The following is a 21,681-nucleotide window of genomic DNA, read 5'->3' as shown; positions in this document are numbered from 1 at the left end:
TGTTTTACCGTGGTCAACGTGGCCGATAGTACCAACGTTTACGTGCGGTTTTACACGTTCAAATTTTTCTTTAGACACGTTCGTGTTCCTTCCTAGTTATGATTCGCCACGATCAGAATTGATCGAGACGCGCCAGAAATTGTTATTTTATGCGCCAACGCTCGTCAGCGCAATATTTGGACGTATTGATCTGCAAAAAAGAACCTTTTTCACGATCAATACTCCCGATTAGTAGCCACGTTCTGCGACAATTGCTTCCGCAATGTTCTTAGGCACTTCTGCATACTCGAAGAATTCCATCGAGTAAGAGGCACGACCTTGAGTCGCAGAGCGCAGGTCGGTAGCGTAACCAAACATCTCAGAGAGTGGCACTTGAGCGCGAATGATCTTCAGACCAGCCACGCCTTCATCCATACCTTCAATGATGCCGCGGCGACGGTTCAAGTCACCCACCACGTCACCCATCCAGTCTTCTGGAGTGGTTACTTCAACCTTCATCATAGGCTCAAGAATAACAGGTTGCGCTTCTAGTGCGCCCTTCTTGAATGCCATCGAACCAGCGATCTTAAACGCCATTTCGCTCGAGTCGACATCGTGGTAAGAACCGTCAAATAGTGTTGCTTTAATATCGAGTACTGGGTAACCCGCTAGCACACCACTATTCATTTGTTCTTCGATACCTTTCGCTACCGAGCTGATGTATTCCTTAGGAATAACACCACCAACCACTTCATCAACAAAGACAAAACCTGCACCAGGTTCCGAAGGTTCAAGTTTGATCCACACGTGACCATATTGACCACGACCGCCTGATTGACGAACAAACTTGCCTTCAACTTCCGATTTACCACGAATAGTTTCACGGTAAGCAACCTGAGGTTTACCTACGTTACAATCCACGCTGAATTCGCGCTTCATGCGATCAACGATGATATCTAGGTGTAGTTCACCCATACCAGAGATCAGCGTCTGACCAGTTTCCGCATCCGTTTCTACGCGGAATGATGGATCTTCTGCAGCCAGTTTACCTAGTGCAATACCCATTTTCTCCTGGTCAGCTTTCGAACGCGGTTCAACCGCAATTTGAATTACTGGCTCAGGGAATTCCATTCGTTCAAGGATCACTTTATGATCTGAGTTACAGAGAGTATCACCCGTTGTAACGTCTTTCAGACCAATCGCTGCTGCGATGTCACCTGCGCGAACTTCTTTAATTTCTTCACGTTTATTCGCGTGCATCTGAACGATACGTCCAAAACGCTCTTTCTTTTGCTTCACGGAGTTGTAAACAGCATCACCTGTATTTACCACACCAGAGTAGACACGAATAAAGGTTAGCGTTCCTACAAATGGGTCAGTTGCAATCTTGAATGCCAACGCAGAAAACGGCTCGTTGTCGTCAGCATGACGCTCAACTTCGTTGTCATTTTCGTCGATACCCTTGATAGCAGGAACATCAATTGGCGATGGTAAGTATTCGATCACTGCATCCAATACCGCTTGAACACCTTTGTTTTTGAACGCACTACCACAAGTAGCAAGTACGATTTCGTTGTTTAGTGTACGAGCACGTAAGGCTTGTTTGATCTCAGCTTCAGTCAGCTCACCTTCTTCAAGGTACTTATCCATTAGCTCTTCGCTTGCTTCCGCTGCCGCTTCAACAAGGTTGTTGCGCCATTCTTCAGCAAGTTCGATCATGTCCGCTGGAATCTCTTCATAGGTGAAGGTCATGCCTTGATCGGCTTCATTCCAGTTGATCATTTTCATCTTGATTAGGTCGATGACACCTTTAAAGTCCTCTTCCGCACCAACGTTTAGTTGAATCGGAACAGGATTTGCACCAAGACGATTTTTAATTTGGTCCACAACGCGTAGGAAGTCTGCGCCTGCACGGTCCATCTTGTTAACGAATACCATACGTGGAACGTGGTATTTGTCTGCTTGACGCCATACAGTTTCAGACTGAGGTTCAACACCAGATGAGCCACAGAACACAACCACAGCACCATCTAGTACACGAAGAGAACGCTCTACTTCGATAGTAAAGTCAACGTGTCCAGGGGTATCAATGATGTTTACGCGATGATCTTGGAATTGTGCTTCCATACCACGCCAGAAGGTCGTAGTCGCAGCAGATGTGATAGTAATACCACGCTCCTGCTCCTGCTCCATCCAGTCCATGGTTGCAGCACCATCGTGAACTTCGCCGATTTTGTGAGAAAGGCCAGTGTAGAACAGAATACGCTCAGTTGTGGTTGTTTTACCTGCATCTACGTGAGCACAGATACCGATGTTACGGTAGCGCTCAATAGGAGTTTTACGAGCCACGATTGTATCCTCTTACTAAGGGATTCCTTAGAGTGTAGAAAAGTGCTGCGAGAGGACCTCGCAGCACAGAAGGTATTACCAGCGGTAATGAGCGAATGCTTTGTTCGCTTCTGCCATACGGTGAACGTCTTCACGTTTCTTAACAGCAGTACCTTTGTTGTCTGACGCGTCTAGCATTTCAGCAGCTAGGCGAGCAGCCATAGATTTTTCACCACGCTTACGCGCAGCTTCAACCAACCAACGCATAGCAAGTGCGTTACGGCGAACCGGACGTACTTCTACTGGAACTTGGTAAGTTGAACCACCAACACGGCGAGATTTAACCTCTACCGCTGGGCGAACGTTTTCAAGAGCTTCTTCAAATACAGCTAAGTGATCTTTACCAGATTTCTCAGCCATAGTGTCTAGTGCAGTGTAAACAATTTTCTCTGCAACAGATTTTTTACCGTCAACCATAAGGATGTTAACGAATTTTGCCAGCAGTTCAGATTTGAACTTTGGATCTGGAAGGATCTTACGCTGACCAATAACGCGACGACGTGGCATGGATATTCTCCGTTGTCTTATTCTTCAGGTTATCCAAAACTTTTCAGTTTCTTCAAAATTAAAATTTAATTTTAGTGTTTGGCCTTACTTAACGCTTCTCTTGTAACAAGAAGGGCATTAAGACTTAGGACGTTTCACACCGTACTTAGAACGACCTTGTTTACGGTTGTTCACGCCTGCACAGTCAAGTGCACCACGTACTGTGTGGTAGCGAACACCTGGAAGGTCTTTAACACGGCCACCACGGATAAGAACAACCGAGTGCTCCTGAAGGTTGTGACCTTCACCGCCGATGTACGATGTTACTTCGAAGCCGTTTGTCAAACGTACACGACAAACTTTACGAAGTGCTGAGTTAGGTTTTTTAGGTGTAGTTGTGTAAACACGAGTACATACACCACGTTTTTGTGGGCACGCTTCAAGTGCTGGCACGTTGCTTTTAACAACTTGCTTCGCACGTGGCTTGCGTACCAACTGGTTAATAGTTGCCATTAACTAGCTCCTGATTTACTTAAAGTAAGCTTTGTGAAAAATCTAATCCCCAACCACGCAAGCGAGTTAGGGACGCAAAATTCTATGCAGCAGTGAGAAGTGTGTCAAGAAATATACGGATCTTTTTTGTCCAACTGGTTTTCCTCTCCTCTACAAGCACAAAAGAATGGGTTACGACCACGTTAGGGAAGGTGAATGTTCCACCGTTAAATCAACCAATTGGTGGTAGTCCACGATGGCGATATTGGTGCTTAGTCGCGATTCAAGGCCTCTTGCCAGCACATCACCGAGCAACACATAGACGCCCTGTTTAGGTAAGAGTGACTGCAATGGGTGCACAGATGTGGCGGCATAAACCGCTTCTTCCAATAAGACGATGACGTCAGAAGCCGTACAGAGGAGTAGAGCCTCTTCCAAGGCGTGAGAGCTCTTAATCAAATGAAGCATGATATTCCTTAGAATGAAAGCAGTTGCGCCGAGTTATGAAGAACACCTTGTAGCTGCGCAGTGTCAACCACCTCGACCTCAATGAGCAAATCTTCACTCGTTAAGCCACGTTGCTGCAGCGATTGCTGGCAAACGTACACGTGCTCAATATCGTACAAATCAAATAACTTGAACATTGGCGCATAATCTTTACACAGAATGGATGCCGTTTGCTGACCTGCCAGCAACTGATAGACACCATCACCGATGAAGACCACGCTGATCGCTTCGCAATACGCTGAGGCCGCTAGCAACGCATCAACGCCTTCTCTACCAGAAGAACTGCTGTGTGGCGCGGTGCGAAAGAGATACGTTAACTGACTCAAAATTGCACCACTCTATCTTGGGTTAACATCGCTTCTGCCAAACTGCCCAAACCTGCTTGTTCGAACCCGTCCGCCAGATTATGTTGCAACAGGCCATGCTGCGCGGCCTCAGATTGGCTCACAACACCGCGACGCAGTGCGGCAGCGACACAGGTCTCCAGCCTTACATTGTGTTGCTTTGCCAACTGTTGCCATGCTTTGGTCAAATGAAATTCATCATTGGCGGGCACGGTGAGCTCAGTGCCATTGGTGACGCCATCTTGATAGAAAAAGACACTTACTAAGGTATGCCCTTTCTCTATCAAAGCGGTAGCAAATTGATACGCCGTTCGCGCCGATTGGCTACCATACACTGAGCCATTCACCACCAAAGTGTAGCGTAACGTGCTCACTTCTCGTCTTCCTCAGTTTTACGCTGACGGATGTAGAGGTAAACCGTGTGTTTGGAAATATTCAGTCGGTCAGCCACTCGGTTGATGGCATCTTTAATATCAAAAATGCCTTTATCAAACAGTTCCATGACGATTTGACGGTTCTTAGTGTTATTGGAGACGGATTTGTCAGCATTGATTTCTTCAATGGTGCGCTCAACCGTTTGATCGACCAACTCTTCCACATCGCTTGCGAAGTTAACAGAGGAAGCCGCTTGCTTCGCTTCTTCCGTTGGCATGAAAGATTGCAACACTTGCGAGAATGGTGCATCCAAATTGACGTTGATACACAACAAGCCAATGACACGATTGTCTCCGTTACGGATTGCGACGGTGATCGATTTCATCAATACCCCGCCCTTGGCTCGAGTAAAGTACGAACGTGAGAAGTTACGCTCAGACCCTTCGATATCACGCAACATTTTGAGCGCCAAATCGGTAATTGGGGAGCCGACCTGACGGCCTGTGTTCTCACCGTTCGCGATTTTGATCGCAGAGGTATTTAAATCTTCCAGCGAGTGTAAAACAATCTCACAAAATGGCCCAATCAGGCTGGCAATCCCGTCAACCACGGCTTCATAAGAACGAAGAATGATTTTGTCGTGCTCAGTAAATGGCTTCACATGAACGGACTCCATTTCGAGCAACATATCTGCAGTTAGTGTTTCTGTCGTTGTCACTTTTTCTTAGCCTTAGAGCGAATAATCAACAAATTGCTGTAAGTTTATCAGAAATTTTGAGCAGAACACCTAGCTAAGTGACGAACTAGTGACTTAGAACAAAAAAGGGCTCGAATGATTCGAGCCCTTTTGATTGCGAAACTATTGCAAATTACTGCGCGTTGTCGCCGTTTTCAATCTTCAATAGTTCGACTTCGAACACCAATGTTGAGTTCGCTGGAATGCTTGGCGTGTCTTGCGCGCCGTACGCTAGCTCAGGTGGAATAACGAACTTGAACTTAGAACCTACTGGCATCAATTGAACACCTTCCGTCCAACCTGGGATAACTCGGTTCAGTGGGAAAGTTGCTGGCTCACCACGATCGTAAGAGCTATCGAACTGAGTACCATCTGTTAATGTACCTTTGTAGTGAACTTGAACTGTGTCGGTGTCTTTTGGTTTCTCACCTTCAGCAGGCGTGATCACTTGGTATAGAAGACCAGTGTCCGTCTTCACTACACCTTCTTGTTTTTCAAACTCAGCGCGGAATTCATCACCGGCTTTCTTTGCAGCTTCTGCTTTTTCTGCCGCTTTCTTCTGCATAGTTTCAGCTACGCGCTTATCTAGCGCTTCTAGCGCCGCGCGTGTTTCTTCTTCATTCAGCTCAGGGTTACCAGCAAAAACATGCTCGATACCTTTAAGCACCAAATCTTTATTTAGGTTGATACCAATTTCACTTGGCTTGTCTAGGCTTGCACTTAGGTAGTTAGCAAACGACACGCCAATCGCGTAAGCCGCTTTGTCATCTTCTGATTTAAAGTGAACCGCTTTACCGGTTTCTGCCTGTACCTGCTCTGCTTGTGGTGCGGCTGCTGGTTTTGCTTCTTCTTTCTGACAGCCGACTGCCAGCATTACAGTAGCTGCAAGCAGTGACACTTTTAAAACTGATTTCATTAAACTCTCCAATTAATGGATAAACCATTGGTTATTGTCCACAAATCTCATAACAGATTGGTGAAGTCGATTGTTATACCAATATACTAGCTATATGTCTTGGGACACAAACCGGATTATTAGATGTGATGCAAAGAATTCTTCATTCCTTACTCTTGCTAATTGTCATTCCTCTGTTAAATGGCTGTTTTTTTTCTACGCAGGATGAACAACGTTGGGAAATCGAACCACAAGGTTCCACCAGTTTCGCCTTAAGTCGTGATGGCCGCTTTGCGTTACTCTACTCGACCCAACGCCATTTGGTGTTGTGGGATTTGGTCGAGAGCAAAGAACTTGCCCAACTCGGCGAGCAAGATCCTGAAGCCAACGTCGTGTCCAACATCCGAATCTCTGATAACGGCCGCTTCGCGGTGACCGCCACGCAAATGAACTTTGCGGTGTGGGATCTTGGCTTAAGCCAGTCTGAAGGTCTTTGGTCGATCTCAGACGGATTGATCCGTGATGTTGATATCAGTAGCAACGGCGAACAAGTCCTCCTTGGTTTATCCAACGGGAAAGCCATTTACGTCAACTTAGTCACCGGACGGCGAATGGAGTTCCTTGCTCACCGAGAAAAAGTGAATTCTGTCGCCATCTCCGCCAATGGCCGTTTCGCACTGACTGGCGGAAATGATTACAAAGCCTACCTTTGGGATACTGAAACAGGATTAGTCATGCGCACCTTTGAGCACGAAGAGCGCGTCAATCGTGTTGCTTTACAACGTGACGGCCAATTAGCCTTCACCTCGGATGGCGGCAACCAAGCGATTGTGTGGGATTTAAAAACGGGTCAACAAATTAGCCAATTAAAAAGTTGGTCACGCCAGTTAATCTTCTCTACGGCACGTTTTTCTGATGATGGTCGTTTATTGGTGACAGGAACCCCTTCAGGTCGAGTCGCGGTTTGGAATACCACCAGCGGTAAACAAATTGAAAGTTATGAGGTGGAACCGTTAAAAGATGCTCGCCCTCCTCGCGCGGTAGTGTATGATGCCGCTTTTGATGCTCAGCGCCGAGTGATTACGGCAACCTCTGCAGGCATCGCCCAAGCATGGCCATTGGAGAATTAAGCATGACAGAAAAAACCATCGCATTGCTTGAAAACCGCATCAATGACTTGGAGTGTCAGGTGGCGTTTCAAGAACAGACGATTGAAGAACTGAACGACGCTCTGACGCAGCAGCAACTGCTGATTGCCAAGATGCAAGATCAGATGAAGTATGTGGTCGGCAAAATGAAGAATATGGACAGCTCAAACATGGTGGACCCAGCGAAAGAGCCACCACCACCGCATTACTAAACTCAAAAGTTAAGTTCAAAATCAACTAAGCCCAGCACATCTGCTGGGCTTAGTGTTTTGTTACGGATAGTAGGATGGCGGCTTGCTGCGTTGTTTATTCGTCCGCGTAGATTTTCACGCAAAGCTCGCCTTGGGTATTGATGGCCGCTCGATACATACCGGAACTGTTCATAGCAAAATGAATATCCCCCTGCGCATCAACCGCAATTAAACCACCCTCTCCGCCCATGCTCTTCAACTCTCCGTGAATAATGTGCTCGCACGCCGTATGCACATCTTCGTTGAGATAGCGCATTCGCGCCGCAACATCTTCAGCCACACGCTTACGAATAAAGAACTCGCCCACCCCAGTGGTCGAAACGGCCACCACACCATTTTCTGCGACAGTGCCACAGCCAATCAGCGCAGAATCGCCAACGCGGCCATATTTTTTATTGGTGACACCGCCCGTACTGGTAGCGGCCGCAAGATTGCCTTGCTGATCCAGCGCCACCGCCCCCACCGTGCCATGTTTTTTGTCGTCGGGATATTTGGCTTCCGACAACGCAAACAAGCCTTTTTCACGCATCGAGAGCAGTTGCTCATAGCGTCGGTCAGTAAAGAAATAATCCTGTTCGGTGTACTGGTGACCTTGCTCAAAAGCAAATTTCTCCGCCCCTTCCCCGATGAGCAGGACATGAGCACTGTTTTGCATCACATCACGCGCCAGTTCTATGGGGTTTTTGATATGGCGAACCCCAGCAACGGCCCCCGCTTTGAGCTCTCGTCCATGCATCACAGAGGCATCCATCTCCACCATTTCATTGTGAGTCAGCACCGAACCTTTTCCTGCATTGAAATTCGGCGAGTCTTCCAACACTTTGACCGCAGCCACCACCGCATCCAATGCATCGGCTCCTTGCTCAAGTAATTGATACCCCGCTCTGACCGCGTGTTGTAAATCGGACAAAATGGCCTCTTTGAGCTCATCGCTCATCTGGCTGCGTAAAATGGTGCCGGCACCACCGTGAATGGCAATGGAAAAAGGCTTGTTCATCGTGGCTCTACTCGTTAAGAATCCTTGGCCAATATCTGAGCGTAGAATAGAAAAAAGCGCAAGCAGATTTCTCCGCTTGCGCTTGTTTACCTTAACTTTCCCGACTTATTCGAGAGATGGGTTCAATTAGTGTGAACCGCAGCTACCGCCACCGCAGCAGCCGTCTTTTTCGCCGTGGCTGTGGCCGTGACCTTCGCCGCCACAACAGCCGCCTTCATGGTCGTGATCGTGGTCATGGTCATGATCGTGACCACCACAGCAACCGCCACCTTGGTGGATGTGACCGTGCTCAATCTCTTCCGCTGTTGCTTCACGAACAGCAACCACTTCTACGTCAAATGTCAGTGTTTGGCCAGCCAGCATGTGGTTACCATCCACCACCACTTCATCGCCATCAACTTCTGTCACTTCAACAGGAATTGGACCTTGGTCTGTATCAGCAAGGAAACGCATGCCCACTTCGATTTGGTCAACACCTTGGAATACTTCCGCTGGTACACGTTGAACCAATGCATCGTTGTGCTCGCCGTACGCATCTTCCGGAGCAACTGTCACTGTGAATTTATCACCAGCCACTTTGCCTTCAAGCTCGTTTTCTAGGCCAGTGATTAGGTTGTTGTGACCGTGCAGGTAATCCAGTGGTGCATCGGTTGTTGAAGAGTCAACCACAATGCCATCTTCCAGTTTTACCTGATACGCAAGGCTAACAACCACGTTCTTTTCAATTTTCATAACTACTCCAGAGAGGGTTAATTTGCCTGACTAATACAAATCAGCCAGAACCAAATATCAATGCCGATATTATGGGGATCAATCTGAGAAACTCAATTATTCCGGCTTAAAAATACCGATCATTTCCTGATCTGCGTGTTTATTTTTATCTACAGATTTCGGTTTTCGCTGTTCTTTGAAGTCACACTCGACACACTCCACCAGCTCAATATTGTTTTCCGACCACCAAAGCAAAGTATCTTGCTGTTGGCAGGAAGGGCAACTTGCCCCGGCAATAAAACGTTTTTTGCTTTTCACTGACTCAACTACCTTTCATCCCAGAAATTTCGCGACTGATGATCGTTTTCCATCTCATGCGCAAAGATTTCTTCTAGTTCCTTTCTCGCTTCTTTAGCACGCTGTGCCAATTTTTTATCTTGATTGTGCTGCGGCAATAACTCTTTAAGCATAGCATTATCCAACTTGCGAAAATGCGCTTCTGCCCGCTTTGCTTGATAGGGGTGCATGCCAATTTCCACTAAGGTTTGACGCCCAAGATCAAGCGCACCTAAAAAGGTCTCACGCGAATAGGTGCTCACACCATGACTGAGCAATTGATAAGCTTCCACGCGACTACGTGCTCGCGCCAACACTTTCAAATTCGGGAAATGCTGCTGACACAACTCAACAATACTCATCACTTGATCCGGTGAATCAGTACAAATCACTAACGCTTCGGCTTTGGCCGCGCCTGCAGCTCGTAGCAAATCTAACTGAGTGGCATCACCATAAAAAACCTTGTAGCCATATTTCCGTAACAGTTGGATCTGGCTAGCATCGCTCTCCAAGACCGTTACTTTGATCTTGTTGGCATACAGTAAGCGGCCGACAATCTGACCAAAACGGCCAAAACCCGCAATGATCACTCGCGGCTCCGTATCCACAACATCCGGTGCCAGCACGTCACTCTCTTGATTTAACGTTCGGGCATACCACCATTTTTGAATATTGAGCAATAGTGGGGTGGTGACCATCGACAAACTCACCACCACCAGTAAGAACGAGACTTCACTGGGATTAAGCAGCCCCTCTTTGCTCGCCGCAGTAAAAATAACAAAGGCAAACTCTCCCCCTTGGCTAAGAATCGCCGCCATACGGCTGCGCGCTTTCGCACGCATACGACTCACGCGCCCCAGCAAGTAAAGTACTGCCCCTTTAAGCGCCACCAATCCCAACACCGCAGAAATCACTTCTATCGGATGGACCACCAGTAACCCTAAGTTGACCGCCATGCCGACGGCAATGAAAAACAAACCAAGTAGTAACCCTTTAAAAGGCTCAATCGCAATCTCTAGCTCGTGGCGATATTCACTTTCCGCCAACAACACCCCAGCTAAGAAAGTGCCAAGTGCCATCGACAAACCCAACTGCTGCATCAGCATCGCAATACCAAGCACCACCAGTAAAGCGGTGACGGTAAACAGCTCTCTGACCCCAGTGAGCACCACATAGCGAAACAGCGGTCGCAATAAAAAGTGTCCGCCAACCAAAAGCCCAACCACCGCAGAGAAGGTCAGTAAGGAACTCAGCCAATCGCCACTCATGCCGCTTCCCGCCAACAGCGGCAACAACGCGAGCATAGGAATAACGGCAATATCTTGGAACAGCAACACGGCAAAGCCAGACTGACCCGTTTCCGTTCTTGCAAGCCCTTGCTCTTCAAGTACTTTAAGCGCAATCGCGGTGGACGAGAGCGCAAGCCCCATTCCAATCACCAGCGCAGTATTCCAACTCACGCCAAACCATTGAATGATGCAGGCAATCAATAAGGTGGTAATCACCACTTGAGCGCCACCCAAGCCTAAAATAGGACCGCGCATTTGCCATAATTTTTTCGGATTCAACTCCAAACCAATCAAAAACAGCAGCAGCACCACGCCAAGCTCGGCAAAGTGTAAGATGGCGTCAACATCGCTAATGAGCCCCAATCCCCATGGGCCAATGGCCACGCCTGCCAGCAGATAACCTAGGACCGAACCCAATCCAGAGCGCTGCGCCAATGGCACCGCGACTACCGCAGCAGAGAGAAAGACCACACTGGTTTGTAAAAAATCACTGGTGAGAGCCATCAAAACCTCCTAACGGATCGTTGAGCCACTGCCGATACTGCTCGGCATGTTGATAGCGTTCTACATCAGAGACGTTTCTCGCCCAATAGAGCACTAAGGGTTCAATCCAGTGCATTTGACACAGTGCCGCGGTTAATTCAAATGGCTGCAGAATCTCTTCGAGTGGGTATTTATTGTAGCCTTTGGCGCTAAATGCTTCTTTTTTGCCACCGGTGGTGATAACGCTGCGCCAATACTTCCCCGCCAACGCTTGGCCTTACCCAAACGCAAAGCCCTTGCCCAACACACGGTCAATCCACTCTTTGAGTAACGCGGGGCAGGAATACATAAACATCGGGTGATGAAGAACAATAACATCGTGCTCACGCAACAATTTATGCTCGGCTTTCACATCAATAAAGAAATCTGGGTAGATGGCGTAAAGGTCACGAATGGTCACGTGCGACAATGAGGAGATTTTCTTAATCATGACCTGATTGGCCACGGACGTGTGTGACTCCGGGTGGGCATAAATCACCAAAACTTTGGGCTGTTTTTTTGTTATCGCGCTATTGATCATCATGGCGTCTTCCGTTCGTCCCATTTTTCGTCTTTGTGATCGGCTCCCCTTGAACTTGCGTGGAAGCGAATAAAACAAAGTGTTACTCACTTGTTACTCATCATACTCATATTTGCATAATGATCGACATTTATCCTCTTTCCTCCTACTATGCGCAGCAAGAAAGTGCACGAATAAACAGCATTGATAAACTAAGCAGAACGACATGATTACCTTTTCAGATATCCAGCTGCTGCGCGGCGGCTCTCCTCTCCTTGACCAAGCATCCGCAACGATTCATCCGGGTGATAAAATCGGCCTTGTCGGCAAAAATGGCTGTGGTAAATCCACCCTGTTTGCCTTAATTAAAGACGAACTTTCGATTGATGCGGGCTCATTTAGCTCTCCACAACATTGGGAGTTAGCTTGGGTCGCACAGGAAACGCCCGCTTTAGAACGCAGCGCCATTGAATATGTGATTGATGGCGACCGTGAATATCGTCAGCTTGAACGCCAGTTGGCGGAAGCCGAAGCACAAGAGCAAGGGACTCGCATTGCTGAATTGCACGGTAAAATTGAAACCATTGGCGGCTACAGCATTCGTGCACGCGCTTCGGAGCTTTTAGATGGTTTAGGTTTTAGCCAAGAGCAGATGCATTGGAACCTGACCCAGTTTTCGGGTGGCTGGCGCATGCGTCTCAACCTTGCTCAAGCCCTGCTGTGTCGTTCTGATCTGTTGCTGCTTGACGAACCAACCAACCACTTAGACCTTGATGCTGTCATGTGGCTAGAACGTTGGCTACAAAGCTACCCAGGTACTTTGATGCTGATCTCGCACGACCGTGATTTTCTCGACCCAATCGTGAACCGCATCGTTCACATTGAAAACCAGAAACTCAATGAGTACACCGGTAACTACTCATCATTTGAAAACCAGCGCGCTCAGAAACTGATCCTGCAACAATCGATGTTTGAGAAGCAGCAGAAGCAGATGGCGCACATGCAAAGCTACATCGATCGTTTCCGCTACAAGGCGTCCAAAGCACGCCAAGCGCAAAGCCGCATCAAAGCGCTGGAGAAGTTAGAAAAAGTGCTCCCCGCACAGTTTGATAACCCATTTAGCTTTGAATTTCGTGAACCTGCCGTGCTGCCAAATCCGATCATGATGATGGATGACGTTTCTGCTGGTTACGGTGACAACCTCATCCTCGATAAAATTCGTCTTAATCTGGTGCCAGGCAGCCGCATCGGTTTGCTCGGCCGTAACGGCGCCGGTAAATCAACGCTGATCAAGCTCCTCTCCGGAGAGTTGAAAGCCCAAGGTGGCGATTTGACTTACTCGCAAGGCGTCAAAATTGGTTACTTTGCTCAGCACCAATTGGAAACCTTGCATCCCGAAGAAACGCCACTGCAACACATGATGCAGATCGCGCCAGATAAAACCGAACAAGAACTGCGTAATTATCTGGGTAGTTTTGGTTTTCACGGTGACAAAGCGCTGGAGAAAGTGGCGCCATTTTCAGGCGGAGAAAAAGCGCGCTTGGTGTTAGCGTTGATCGTCTGGCAAAAACCAAACTTACTGCTGCTCGACGAACCGACCAACCACCTAGACTTAGATATGCGCCAAGCACTGACACTGGCACTGCAAACCTTTGAAGGCGCGATGGTGATCGTCTCACACGATCGCTATTTGATCCGCGCGACCACCGATGATCTTTACCTAGTGCACGATCGCCAAGTGGCTCCGTTTGATGGTGATCTCAACGACTACTACAAATGGCTCACTGAACAGCAAAAAGCGGAGCGTCGCGAAGCGGCCGCAGAAATGCCAGCCAAAGACAGCAGCAACAGTGCCGCAGCGAAAAAAGAGCAAAAGCGTCGTGAAGCCGATTTTCGTAAGTTAACCGCACCAATTCGCAAAAAACTGACACAGTTGGAAGCGAAAATGGATAAGTTGGGCGAAGCGTTGGCAGAAGCAGAGCAGCAATTGTCTGATAACTCACTGTATGATGCCGAAAATAAAGCTAAACTTACTCAAGTACTGGCGCTGCAAGCACAAAGTAAATCCGCTCTCGAAGAGATTGAAATGGAGTGGATGGCAGAACAGGAAGTACTGGAACAGATGGAACAGGAGTTCAATAGCCAATGAGTTCAGAGCACGTCCAACCTTCACTTACCCTCGAAAGGCTGTGGCAATTCAGCCTACAATATTATTCGATTCGAGAAGTGAAAGAGGCGTGCCTTGCTTTGCAGAACAACTTTAACGGCAACGTCAACTTACTGTTGCTGTTCAAATGGCTCGATGAACAACAACTGACGTTTCAAGAGCAAGAGTGGCACCAAGTACAAGCCTGCTTGGGCCGCTCTGAAACCCTACTGCATACCTATCGCGATCTCCGCCGCCAGTTTAAACAGCATCTGCCGGATACCCTCTATCGCGAAGCACTGCAATTTGAACTGCAATTGGAAAAGCAGCAACAATCCGATCTCGTTGATTGCATCAACACCCTAACGCTGTCACCCAACCAGCAACAGCCGCTCACACAGCGCTACTGCCAACATCTCGGTGCCGCGCATCTCTACAACGCCTTCGCCGTTGCCTCACCGTCGCAGAAACTCGGTTGAAGTGTGATCCTGAGCCCGTCTCACAAAGAACATCACTCTCAATGATTGACGAAAAGTTGAGCAGAAGGACTAAATTAACTCGTATCACGCATACAAAGATCAGTGAAATGCCTCGCTGATCCAAATAACTCAAAGAGCAACACACATGACTCTGTTTACCGCCGCAGCTGGGATAAAAAATCCACACCTACAAACCTTATTGCCGCGCTTAATTCGCAAAAAAGCCTTGTTTGAACCTTTATGGCAAACGCTGGATACGCCTGACGGTGATTTTTTGGATCTCGCTTGGAGCGAATCTCCACACAATGATCAAGCCAAAAACAAACCCTTGTTTGTGTTATTTCACGGCCTTGAAGGCTGCTTCTATAGCCCTTACGCCAATGGTCTAATGAAAGCGTTTGCTGACGCTGGTTGGTTGGCGGTGATGATGCATTTTCGTGGTTGCAGCGGTAAGCCCAATCGCCTCGCGCGCGCGTACCACTCCGGCGAAGTTGAGGATGCAAGACTGTTTCTTACGCATTTGCACGACGCGTTTCCTCACACGGTCAAAGTCGCCGTGGGCATCTCCTTAGGGGGCAATATGCTGGCCAACTACCTTGCCAAGTATCAGGGAGACGAACGGCTGGATGCAGCGACCATCGTCTCTGCGCCTCTGGATTTGTCCGCTTGTTCGCAACGTATTGAGCAAGGGTTTTCGCGCGTCTATCGTCGCTACTTACTCTCCTCGCTCAAACGCAATGCACTGCGTAAGCACCATTTGCTGGCTGGCGAACTCGATCTTTCCTATCAAGCGATTAAACGAGTAACAAGACTGTACGACTTTGATGACTTGATCACCGCCCCGCTGCACGGCTTTCAAGATGCCGCCGATTATTATCAGCAGTGTTCTGGGCTCAACAAACTTCGTGATATTCGCATTCCGACTCAAATCATTCACGCGAAAGACGATCCCTTTATGACCGACGCAGTGATCCCTAAGTTTGTGCTCCCAGACAACATCGATTATCGACTGTTTGATCACGGTGGTCATGTCGGCTTTCTCAGTGGAACCGCCCTGCAACCGCGATTTTGGCTAGAAGAAGCGCTGCCCGCCTACTATGAAAGTATGGCGGTTTCTGGATAATAGCGCCCCTGTCGGCCGACAAATCCACTCACGAGCATAGAATAAAGAGGTATTTATGATCGTTCCATGGCAACAAATCAGTCCTGAGGCACTGAGCAATTTGATTCGCGAGTTTGTCCTGCGTGAAGGCACCGATTACGGTGAAAGTGAATACTCACTAGAAGAAAAAATCGCACAAGTACAGCAGCAACTGGAATGCGGTGAAGCGGTGGTGGTTTTCTCTGAGTTACACGAAACCGTGGATATTCAGTTAAAACAAAAATTCTAGCTGCGCCACACTTTACCGAATCCTATCCCATGACAAGCAAAGTGAACGTGCTATAGTGGGACAAACGATTGCTCCGCGGGAGGCCGATTCCCGCTCAACAGGTAAGTTTGAATACGACAAGGTCTGTCATGTCTGCAAAACACCCAATAATAGCCGTCACAGGTTCATCCGGTGCCGGCACCACCACCACCTCCGAAGCTTTCCGCAAGATGTTCAATATGATGAGCATCAAGCCCGCATGGGTCGAAGGGGATAGCTTCCACCGTTTTACGCGCCCAGAGATGGACGTCGAAATTCGCAAGGCAAAAGAACAAGGCCGTCATATCAGCTATTTTGGCCCTCAAGCCAACGATTTCCCAGCTCTAGGCGAATTTTTCCGCCAATACGGTAAATCTGGCACTGGTGAAGTGCGCCGCTATCTGCACACGTTTGACGAAGCGGTACCCTATAACCAAATGCCCGGCACTTTTACCCCATGGCAAAAGCTACCGGAAAATACCGATGTGCTGTTTTATGAAGGACTGCACGGTGGCGTGGTGGATGGCGAAGTGAATGTCGCGCAACACGTCGATTTCTTGATAGGCATGGTGCCGATCGTCAACTTAGAGTGGATACAGAAATACGTGCGAGATACCCGAGATCGCGGCCATTCACGCGAGGCAGTGATGGATTCGATTGTGCGCTCAATGGATGACTATCTGAATTACATCACACCGCAATTTTCTCGTACTCACATCAACTTTCAGCGAGTTCCAACGGTCGACACCTCCAATCCGCTCAACGCCAAAGGCATCCCAAGCCTTGATGAAAGCTTTGTGGTGATTCGTCTTAGAGGAATCAAGAACGTTGATTTTCCATACCTACTGGCGATGATCGATGGCTCGTTCATGTCACGCCACAACACCCTTGTGGTGCCGGGAGGAAAAATGAGTTTTGCTATGGAATTAATTGTGCAACCTATCCTGCAACAATTGATTGAAACGGGCAAAATTGGATAAAAACTCAGCACGGAGAGCGATTACTTTTCATACCGTGATCATGTGCACAGTTTTGCTTAAAAAATCCGATACTCGGCACGATTAAAATCAAGAAATCGTTTTCGAAAAAGGATACTATTTCAAACCGAAACACAAGATAGCTTGCAGCCTTAGTTAACAGCTCTTATTCTAGGAAGCCAAGATTAAGGCTTCGCTAAAATATGGATAGCGGCAAGCGTACCCTGCAGAGGAAGTGAGATATTATGGTTCTAGGTAAACCTCAAACCGATCCAACACTAGAGTGGTTTCTTTCACACTGTCATATTCATAAGTACCCATCAAAAAGCACGCTCATTCATGCGGGCGAAAAAGCAGAAACGCTTTACTACATCGTAAAAGGTTCTGTTGCGGTACTGATTAAGGATGAAGAAGGTAAAGAAATGATCCTTTCTTACCTAAATCAAGGTGACTTTATTGGTGAACTAGGCCTGTTCGAAGAAGGTCAAGAGCGTACCGCATGGGTTCGTGCAAAATCACCTTGTGAAGTCGCAGAAATCTCATTCAAGAAATTCCGTCAGCTCATTCAGGTAAACCCTGACATCCTGATGCGTCTATCTGCTCAGATGGCAAGCCGTCTGCAAGTGACCAGCCAAAAAGTGGGTGACTTAGCATTCCTAGACGTAACTGGTCGTATCGCTCAGACGCTATTGAATCTGGCGAAACAACCAGATGCGATGACGCACCCAGATGGCATGCAGATCAAGATCACTCGTCAAGAAATCGGTCAAATCGTTGGCTGTTCTCGTGAGACAGTAGGTCGTATCTTGAAGATGCTCGAAGAGCAGAACCTGATTTCTGCACACGGCAAGACTATCGTTGTTTACGGTACTCGTTAATTTCCATTAACGATGAACAATTTCAAAAGCCACTCATGGCAACATGAGTGGCTTTTTTGTTTCACAGAGACAGGTATTGGAAGTCAAGAGCACTACGCTTCAGCAGCAAACTTCCTCCTTCGAGACTAAACCCTCTCAGATTCCGAGTGTTAAAATCTCTCGCAGCAAAGCATTCTCGAACCTTCAGGGCGCAGCCCGTTCTCGATTCTGTTAACCATTGGTGCTTTCGAAAATCTTATCGGCAGACGCTTCCACAAACCCTGGGTAAAGCTCACCATTGTCCATCGGGTAACGCTTAGCGAACTCGTAAAAACCACCAGGTACGATCTCACTGCCCTCGCTAAAGTGCACCGCCACTTTGTCGGCCATGGTCGAGGATTGCTCGAGCAACACCTCAGGTGAGCCTTTGACTTCACCACCCACTTCGTTAATGACAAAACCTGCGTTGCGTAAGTGATCATTCACGCCTTTGACCGAGTCCAACGCCTTGAGCTGATTGACACTGACGGTAAAGTGATTGGCACCATAGCCATGAGCCGCCAGCCAAGACGCATATTCACTTTCTTTTGCTAGGGTTTGGTAATCAGCAAACGACAGATCCCATAAGCGACCACCGTGTAAAAATGCACTGTCTTCTAGACGTGAAGCGTCGACTTGCGCCACCAATTTTTCGACGATGGCTTGTAACTCCGCCGAGCATTCATCCACTTTTAGCGCGCTGATAAACACTTTAGGTTGGGTCGGGTCGGGATGCTCAAAGTGCTTGGCAATCAACTTTTTGCTCTTAAACAGGTAATCACCACACGCCACATAGCCGAGCTCTAGAAATGGCTTGGCTAGCGTCTCGATACCCAGCGGAGCAACATTAAATGTGCGCAAAGCGATGTGGTCGTTGATCAATGGCTCATCTTCTTCTAGCAGTTGATGAACTTTTGCAGCGGAAGGACACAAACGTTGAATATAGTCATTCCATAGCGATTGAAAGAGAACAGCTGGCGTCATAACGCCTCCTTGTTGTTGTAGATTCACGTTGTCGGTTATAGCGTAAATGGAAAAATGGCGATGGCGGTTGCTGTCCAGAGTGCAACCGACATCGCCATCAACCTGTGACGGCGATGACCGAGGTGTAAAAAACCTCACTTATAGTTGGGCCACAGTGACTCAGGCTCGATCCCACTGCGCCCTTGGGCGACTAACACGCCCTTATTATTATTTTACAGTTCGACGCCTGGGCTTAACGTTGCAGGGAGTAATGTCTCCTCCCCTTCCATCGAAGCCATTGGATAGGCACAGTAATCCGCGGCGTAGTACGCACTTGGGCGCAAGTTGCCCGACGCACCGGGGCCACCAAACGGTGCATCACCACTCGCGCCCGTTAGCTGACGGTTACGATTGACGATGCCAGCACGAATATGGTCAACGAAATATTGCCACTCACCATCATCGGTTGACACCAAACCAGCCGATAAACCAAAGCGGGTATCATTGGCGAGCTCAACCGCTTGCTCTAGTGTTTGATAACGCACCACTTGCAGCAATGGGCCAAAGTATTCTTCGTCGGGCAACTCAGCAATGTTGGTAACATCGATAATACCCGGCGTGACAAATGCCGCCTCACCCGCTTTGGCTTCAATCAAGCTCTCTCCACCAAGCGATTGCAGGTTGGCTTGCGCCGCCAAAATGAAGTTTGCAGCAGCCACCGAAATCTGTGGTCCCATGAAGGGAGCAGGTTCTGCAAATGGCTGATCAACACGCAACTTCTTGGTCGCTTCGACCAAGCGGGTGATCAGTGCATCGCCTTTCTCACCCAATGGGATGTAGAGACGACGCGCACAGGTACAACGCTGCCCGGCACTGATAAAAGCCGATTGGATAATGGTGTAGACGGTAGCATCAAGATCGCCATAGTGATCGGTGATCACCATAGGGTTGTTGCCGCCCATCTCAAGTGCCAGCATCTTGCCCGGCTGACCAGCAAACTGGCGATGCAATAAATGACCTGTGTTGGCACTTCCCGTAAACAGCAAACCATCGATGCCTTTCGATTCCGCCAAAGCAATGCCCGTTTCCTTGCCACCTTGTACCAGGTTGATCACCCCTTGAGGCAGGCCTGCAGCTTGCCACAGCTTCATGGCAAGCTCGCCCGTCCACGGGGTTTGCTCAGAAGGTTTAAACACCACAGTGTTACCGGCTAGTAGCGCAGGCACAATGTGACCATTGGGTAAATGACCCGGGAAGTTATACGGGCCAAAGACCGCCATCACACCAAGCGGGCGGTGACGCAAAACAATCTGGTTGCCTGCGGCTTCTTTTTGCGACTCGCCGGTACGCTCATGGTACGCACGAATCGAAATGGCGATTTTACCCGCCATGGCCGCCGCTTCAGTGCGCGTTTCCCAAAGCGGCTTGCCGGTTTCTTTGGCGATCACTTGGGCGATCTCTTCACTGTTCTCTTTCACTTGCTCAGCAAAGGCCAACACCACCGCCTCTCGCTCGGCAACGGACAATGTTTTCCAGCCAACAAACGCTTGGCGCGCTGCTTTCACCGCCATCTCCACTTGTTCCGCCGTGGCTCCCTTGCCACGCCAAACAACCTGATTGTCATACGGGGAGAGAGAGGTAAACTCTTCACCTAAACCTTCGACCCATTCACCTGCAATCCACTGTGTCATCATCTCTTCCTTTCTGTTTACTGCGGCAACATGCGTACGTAGTGACCATCTTCAACGTTCAACGCTTCGGCGACGGCTGGAGATAAAATCACGCTTGATGTTGCTGGGTCATACGCTGCTTTGGCGGCAGTCGCACGAAAATCCTCAAATGAAGTATTGGCAATTAAGAACGCTTTTGAGCTCGAATGCTCACTGATCCGCACTTTCGCACGCACGGAATGGCGCACCGATTCAATATTGCGCAAATCGCATTCCACCGTTGGGCCACCATCGAAAATGTCGACATAACCGCGGTTGGTAAACCCTTCTCTTTCCAACAACTTCAACGCAGGTCTTGTGTTGTCATGCACTTGACCAATGACTGCTTGCGCCTCTGGGCTGAGCAGGTTGATGTAGATCGGCAGCTTTGGCATTAAATCGGCAATAAAACCTTTCTTACCGATACCCGTGAGGTAATCCGCCATGGTGAAATCGATTGAGAAAAAGTGCTCTTGCAACCACTGCCAAAATGGCGAATTGCCTTGCGCATCAGAAACACCGCGCATTTCGGCAAAAATGGTTTGAGAGAAACGGTGTGGATGCTCTGCCATCATCAGAAAACGGCACTTAGACATCAGGCGACCATTCAAACCTTGACGAAACTTCTCGCGCAAAAATAGGGTACAAATTTCGCTACAACCGGTGTAGTTATTGCCAAAGGTCAGCAGTTTCACCACATTGTTAACGCCTAATTTCGGCGATGAGTGAACAATCTTGCTGATGTGATACGAGTAAAACGGCACATCCCAGCCAATTGAGGCTTCGATACCCGTGGTTCCTGCAACCTCGCCAGTTTCACTGTCAAAACCGACCATCAGATAGCCTTCGTCACCGGGTTCGGTCACATTGGCTTTGGCAAAACTGTATTCAGAATGTTTGATTCGATTGGTTAACAGCTCTTCGTTAACCGGTAGAGAAGTGAATCCATGCCCTGACTCAACAGCGCAGGTGTGCAAAGATTCATAGTCCGACATTGCAATAGGGCGAACAACTAGCATCAATACTCCCTCCAGATGCACATACCCAAACGAATTGGCATTGCAGGTAGGCGGTAAGTGAGTTCATCCCCATCAGCATAGATAGACTATGTGATTAGGGGAACGAG

General features: G+C 48.4%; 23 protein-coding genes and 1 pseudogene. 8 read left to right on the top strand and 16 right to left on the bottom strand.

Going from position 1 to position 21,681, the window contains the following annotated elements; translation table 11 throughout:
- Positions 1-228: 228 nt before the first annotated feature.
- The 8 genes from fusA to fkpA all read right to left on the bottom strand — a co-directional run bounded on the left by fusA (position 229) and on the right by fkpA (position 6,223).
- On the bottom strand, positions 229-2,328 hold the full coding sequence (gene fusA, locus PQQ36_RS20035; protein ID WP_011079317.1) for an elongation factor G: 2,100 nt from the start codon (positions 2,326-2,328) through the stop codon (positions 229-231).
- Positions 2,329-2,403: 75 nt separating this feature from the next.
- Complete coding sequence (rpsG, locus tag PQQ36_RS20030; RefSeq protein WP_011079316.1) at positions 2,404-2,874, bottom strand: 30S ribosomal protein S7; 471 nt, start codon at positions 2,872-2,874, stop codon at positions 2,404-2,406.
- A gap of 117 nt (positions 2,875-2,991) precedes the next feature.
- Entirely contained in the window at positions 2,992-3,366 is a 375-nt protein-coding gene (gene rpsL, locus PQQ36_RS20025) for a 30S ribosomal protein S12 (protein WP_011079315.1), read from the bottom strand.
- Between the two features lie 171 nt (positions 3,367-3,537).
- Positions 3,538-3,813, bottom strand: a complete 276-nt coding sequence (tusB, locus tag PQQ36_RS20020; protein ID WP_038939579.1) for a sulfurtransferase complex subunit TusB — start codon at positions 3,811-3,813, stop codon at positions 3,538-3,540.
- Between the two features lie 8 nt (positions 3,814-3,821).
- On the bottom strand, positions 3,822-4,178 hold the full coding sequence (tusC, locus tag PQQ36_RS20015; RefSeq protein ID WP_038939578.1) for a sulfurtransferase complex subunit TusC: 357 nt from the start codon (positions 4,176-4,178) through the stop codon (positions 3,822-3,824).
- Positions 4,175-4,570, bottom strand: a complete 396-nt coding sequence (gene tusD, locus PQQ36_RS20010) for a sulfurtransferase complex subunit TusD (RefSeq protein ID WP_038939577.1) — start codon at positions 4,568-4,570, stop codon at positions 4,175-4,177. The genes tusC and tusD overlap by 4 nt, the downstream gene beginning before the upstream one ends.
- Positions 4,567-5,289: a helix-turn-helix transcriptional regulator gene (locus PQQ36_RS20005; RefSeq protein ID WP_011079311.1), complete on the bottom strand. Its 723-nt coding sequence runs from the start codon at positions 5,287-5,289 to the stop codon at positions 4,567-4,569. The genes tusD and PQQ36_RS20005 overlap by 4 nt, the downstream gene beginning before the upstream one ends.
- Positions 5,290-5,440: 151 nt before the next feature.
- Positions 5,441-6,223 (bottom strand): FKBP-type peptidyl-prolyl cis-trans isomerase, encoded by a 783-nt coding sequence (gene fkpA, locus PQQ36_RS20000; protein WP_011079310.1) that lies wholly within the window; start codon positions 6,221-6,223, stop codon positions 5,441-5,443.
- 128 nt (positions 6,224-6,351) lie between these two features.
- Between fkpA and PQQ36_RS19995 the strand changes: the two genes are divergently transcribed.
- Both PQQ36_RS19995 and PQQ36_RS19990 read left to right on the top strand, forming a co-directional pair.
- A complete protein-coding gene (locus PQQ36_RS19995) occupies positions 6,352-7,332 on the top strand; it encodes a WD40 repeat domain-containing protein (protein ID WP_013571009.1) in 981 nt (326 codons plus the stop codon).
- A 2-nt stretch (positions 7,333-7,334) separates the two neighbouring features.
- Entirely contained in the window at positions 7,335-7,562 is a 228-nt protein-coding gene (locus tag PQQ36_RS19990; protein ID WP_011079308.1) for a SlyX family protein, read from the top strand.
- Positions 7,563-7,656: 94 nt separating this feature from the next.
- Here the strand turns inward: PQQ36_RS19990 and PQQ36_RS19985 are convergent, their stop codons facing one another.
- From PQQ36_RS19985 to kefG, 5 genes and pseudogenes are all read right to left on the bottom strand, one after another.
- Entirely contained in the window at positions 7,657-8,598 is a 942-nt protein-coding gene (locus PQQ36_RS19985) for an isoaspartyl peptidase/L-asparaginase family protein (protein WP_017789743.1), read from the bottom strand.
- Positions 8,599-8,724: 126 nt separating this feature from the next.
- Entirely contained in the window at positions 8,725-9,330 is a 606-nt protein-coding gene (gene slyD / locus PQQ36_RS19980; RefSeq protein WP_045614038.1) for a peptidylprolyl isomerase, read from the bottom strand.
- Positions 9,331-9,426: 96 nt separating this feature from the next.
- Positions 9,427-9,627, bottom strand: a complete 201-nt coding sequence (locus tag PQQ36_RS19975; protein WP_086016862.1) for a YheV family putative zinc ribbon protein — start codon at positions 9,625-9,627, stop codon at positions 9,427-9,429.
- A gap of 8 nt (positions 9,628-9,635) precedes the next feature.
- The gene (gene kefB / locus PQQ36_RS19970) at positions 9,636-11,438 is read right to left on the bottom strand and encodes a glutathione-regulated potassium-efflux system protein KefB (RefSeq protein WP_013571006.1); all 1,803 of its coding nucleotides are present in this window, start codon (positions 11,436-11,438) and stop codon (positions 9,636-9,638) included.
- A pseudogene (kefG, locus tag PQQ36_RS19965) lies at positions 11,422-12,000 on the bottom strand (glutathione-regulated potassium-efflux system ancillary protein KefG). The gene kefB and the pseudogene kefG overlap by 17 nt, the downstream one beginning before the upstream one ends.
- A 202-nt stretch (positions 12,001-12,202) precedes the next feature.
- Here kefG and PQQ36_RS19960 point away from each other — a divergent pair.
- The 6 genes from PQQ36_RS19960 (at position 12,203) to crp (ending at position 17,865) form a co-directional block, all read left to right on the top strand.
- Complete coding sequence (locus tag PQQ36_RS19960) at positions 12,203-14,125, top strand: ABC transporter ATP-binding protein (RefSeq protein ID WP_225471011.1); 1,923 nt, start codon at positions 12,203-12,205, stop codon at positions 14,123-14,125.
- Positions 14,122-14,601, top strand: a complete 480-nt coding sequence (locus tag PQQ36_RS19955; protein ID WP_011079301.1) for a TIGR02444 family protein — start codon at positions 14,122-14,124, stop codon at positions 14,599-14,601. The genes PQQ36_RS19960 and PQQ36_RS19955 overlap by 4 nt, the downstream gene beginning before the upstream one ends.
- 145 nt (positions 14,602-14,746) lie before the next feature.
- On the top strand, positions 14,747-15,724 hold the full coding sequence (locus tag PQQ36_RS19950) for a hydrolase (protein WP_225471010.1): 978 nt from the start codon (positions 14,747-14,749) through the stop codon (positions 15,722-15,724).
- Between the two features lie 55 nt (positions 15,725-15,779).
- Positions 15,780-15,992: a YheU family protein gene (locus PQQ36_RS19945; protein ID WP_011079299.1), complete on the top strand. Its 213-nt coding sequence runs from the start codon at positions 15,780-15,782 to the stop codon at positions 15,990-15,992.
- Between the two features lie 128 nt (positions 15,993-16,120).
- Complete coding sequence (locus PQQ36_RS19940; RefSeq protein ID WP_011079298.1) at positions 16,121-16,990, top strand: phosphoribulokinase; 870 nt, start codon at positions 16,121-16,123, stop codon at positions 16,988-16,990.
- Positions 16,991-17,232: 242 nt separating this feature from the next.
- Entirely contained in the window at positions 17,233-17,865 is a 633-nt protein-coding gene (gene crp / locus PQQ36_RS19935) for a cAMP-activated global transcriptional regulator CRP (RefSeq protein WP_011079297.1), read from the top strand.
- A 210-nt stretch (positions 17,866-18,075) separates the two neighbouring features.
- Here the strand turns inward: crp and PQQ36_RS19930 are convergent, their stop codons facing one another.
- The 3 genes from PQQ36_RS19930 to astA form a co-directional block, all read right to left on the bottom strand.
- On the bottom strand, positions 18,076-18,867 hold the full coding sequence (locus PQQ36_RS19930; protein ID WP_045596025.1) for a DUF1338 domain-containing protein: 792 nt from the start codon (positions 18,865-18,867) through the stop codon (positions 18,076-18,078).
- A gap of 212 nt (positions 18,868-19,079) precedes the next feature.
- On the bottom strand, positions 19,080-20,537 hold the full coding sequence (gene astD / locus PQQ36_RS19925) for a succinylglutamate-semialdehyde dehydrogenase (protein ID WP_026130588.1): 1,458 nt from the start codon (positions 20,535-20,537) through the stop codon (positions 19,080-19,082).
- A 17-nt stretch (positions 20,538-20,554) separates the two neighbouring features.
- Positions 20,555-21,574, bottom strand: coding sequence for an arginine N-succinyltransferase (gene astA, locus PQQ36_RS19920; RefSeq protein ID WP_011079294.1), 1,020 nt, complete (start codon positions 21,572-21,574; stop codon positions 20,555-20,557).
- Positions 21,575-21,681: the final 107 nt, after the last annotated feature.

Source organism: Vibrio sp. CCUG 15886 (assembly GCF_028570825.1).
Classification (GTDB): domain Bacteria; phylum Pseudomonadota; class Gammaproteobacteria; order Enterobacterales; family Vibrionaceae; genus Vibrio; species Vibrio vulnificus_B.
This window is presented reverse-complemented; position numbering and strand designations above follow the sequence as displayed.

Bases quoted from the DNA above. Each gene is read 5' to 3' on its own strand.
- rpsG (WP_011079316.1), bottom strand. From the start codon at position 2,874: ATGCCACGTCGTCGCGTTATTGGTCAGCGTAAGATCCTTCCAGATCCA.
- rpsL (WP_011079315.1), bottom strand. From the start codon at position 3,366: ATGGCAACTATTAACCAGTTGGTACGCAAGCCACGTGCGAAGCAAGTT.
- tusB (WP_038939579.1), bottom strand. From the start codon at position 3,813: ATGCTTCATTTGATTAAGAGCTCTCACGCCTTGGAAGAGGCTCTACTC.
- fkpA (WP_011079310.1), bottom strand. From the start codon at position 6,223: ATGAAATCAGTTTTAAAAGTGTCACTGCTTGCAGCTACTGTAATGCTG.
- PQQ36_RS19995 (WP_013571009.1), top strand. From the start codon at position 6,352: ATGCAAAGAATTCTTCATTCCTTACTCTTGCTAATTGTCATTCCTCTG.
- PQQ36_RS19990 (WP_011079308.1), top strand. From the start codon at position 7,335: ATGACAGAAAAAACCATCGCATTGCTTGAAAACCGCATCAATGACTTG.
- PQQ36_RS19985 (WP_017789743.1), bottom strand. From the start codon at position 8,598: ATGAACAAGCCTTTTTCCATTGCCATTCACGGTGGTGCCGGCACCATT.
- slyD (WP_045614038.1), bottom strand. From the start codon at position 9,330: ATGAAAATTGAAAAGAACGTGGTTGTTAGCCTTGCGTATCAGGTAAAA.
- kefB (WP_013571006.1), bottom strand. From the start codon at position 11,438: ATGGCTCTCACCAGTGATTTTTTACAAACCAGTGTGGTCTTTCTCTCT.
- PQQ36_RS19960 (WP_225471011.1), top strand. From the start codon at position 12,203: ATGATTACCTTTTCAGATATCCAGCTGCTGCGCGGCGGCTCTCCTCTC.
- PQQ36_RS19955 (WP_011079301.1), top strand. From the start codon at position 14,122: ATGAGTTCAGAGCACGTCCAACCTTCACTTACCCTCGAAAGGCTGTGG.
- PQQ36_RS19950 (WP_225471010.1), top strand. From the start codon at position 14,747: ATGACTCTGTTTACCGCCGCAGCTGGGATAAAAAATCCACACCTACAA.
- PQQ36_RS19945 (WP_011079299.1), top strand. From the start codon at position 15,780: ATGATCGTTCCATGGCAACAAATCAGTCCTGAGGCACTGAGCAATTTG.
- PQQ36_RS19940 (WP_011079298.1), top strand. From the start codon at position 16,121: ATGTCTGCAAAACACCCAATAATAGCCGTCACAGGTTCATCCGGTGCC.
- crp (WP_011079297.1), top strand. From the start codon at position 17,233: ATGGTTCTAGGTAAACCTCAAACCGATCCAACACTAGAGTGGTTTCTT.
- PQQ36_RS19930 (WP_045596025.1), bottom strand. From the start codon at position 18,867: ATGACGCCAGCTGTTCTCTTTCAATCGCTATGGAATGACTATATTCAA.
- astD (WP_026130588.1), bottom strand. From the start codon at position 20,537: ATGACACAGTGGATTGCAGGTGAATGGGTCGAAGGTTTAGGTGAAGAG.
- astA (WP_011079294.1), bottom strand. From the start codon at position 21,574: ATGCTAGTTGTTCGCCCTATTGCAATGTCGGACTATGAATCTTTGCAC.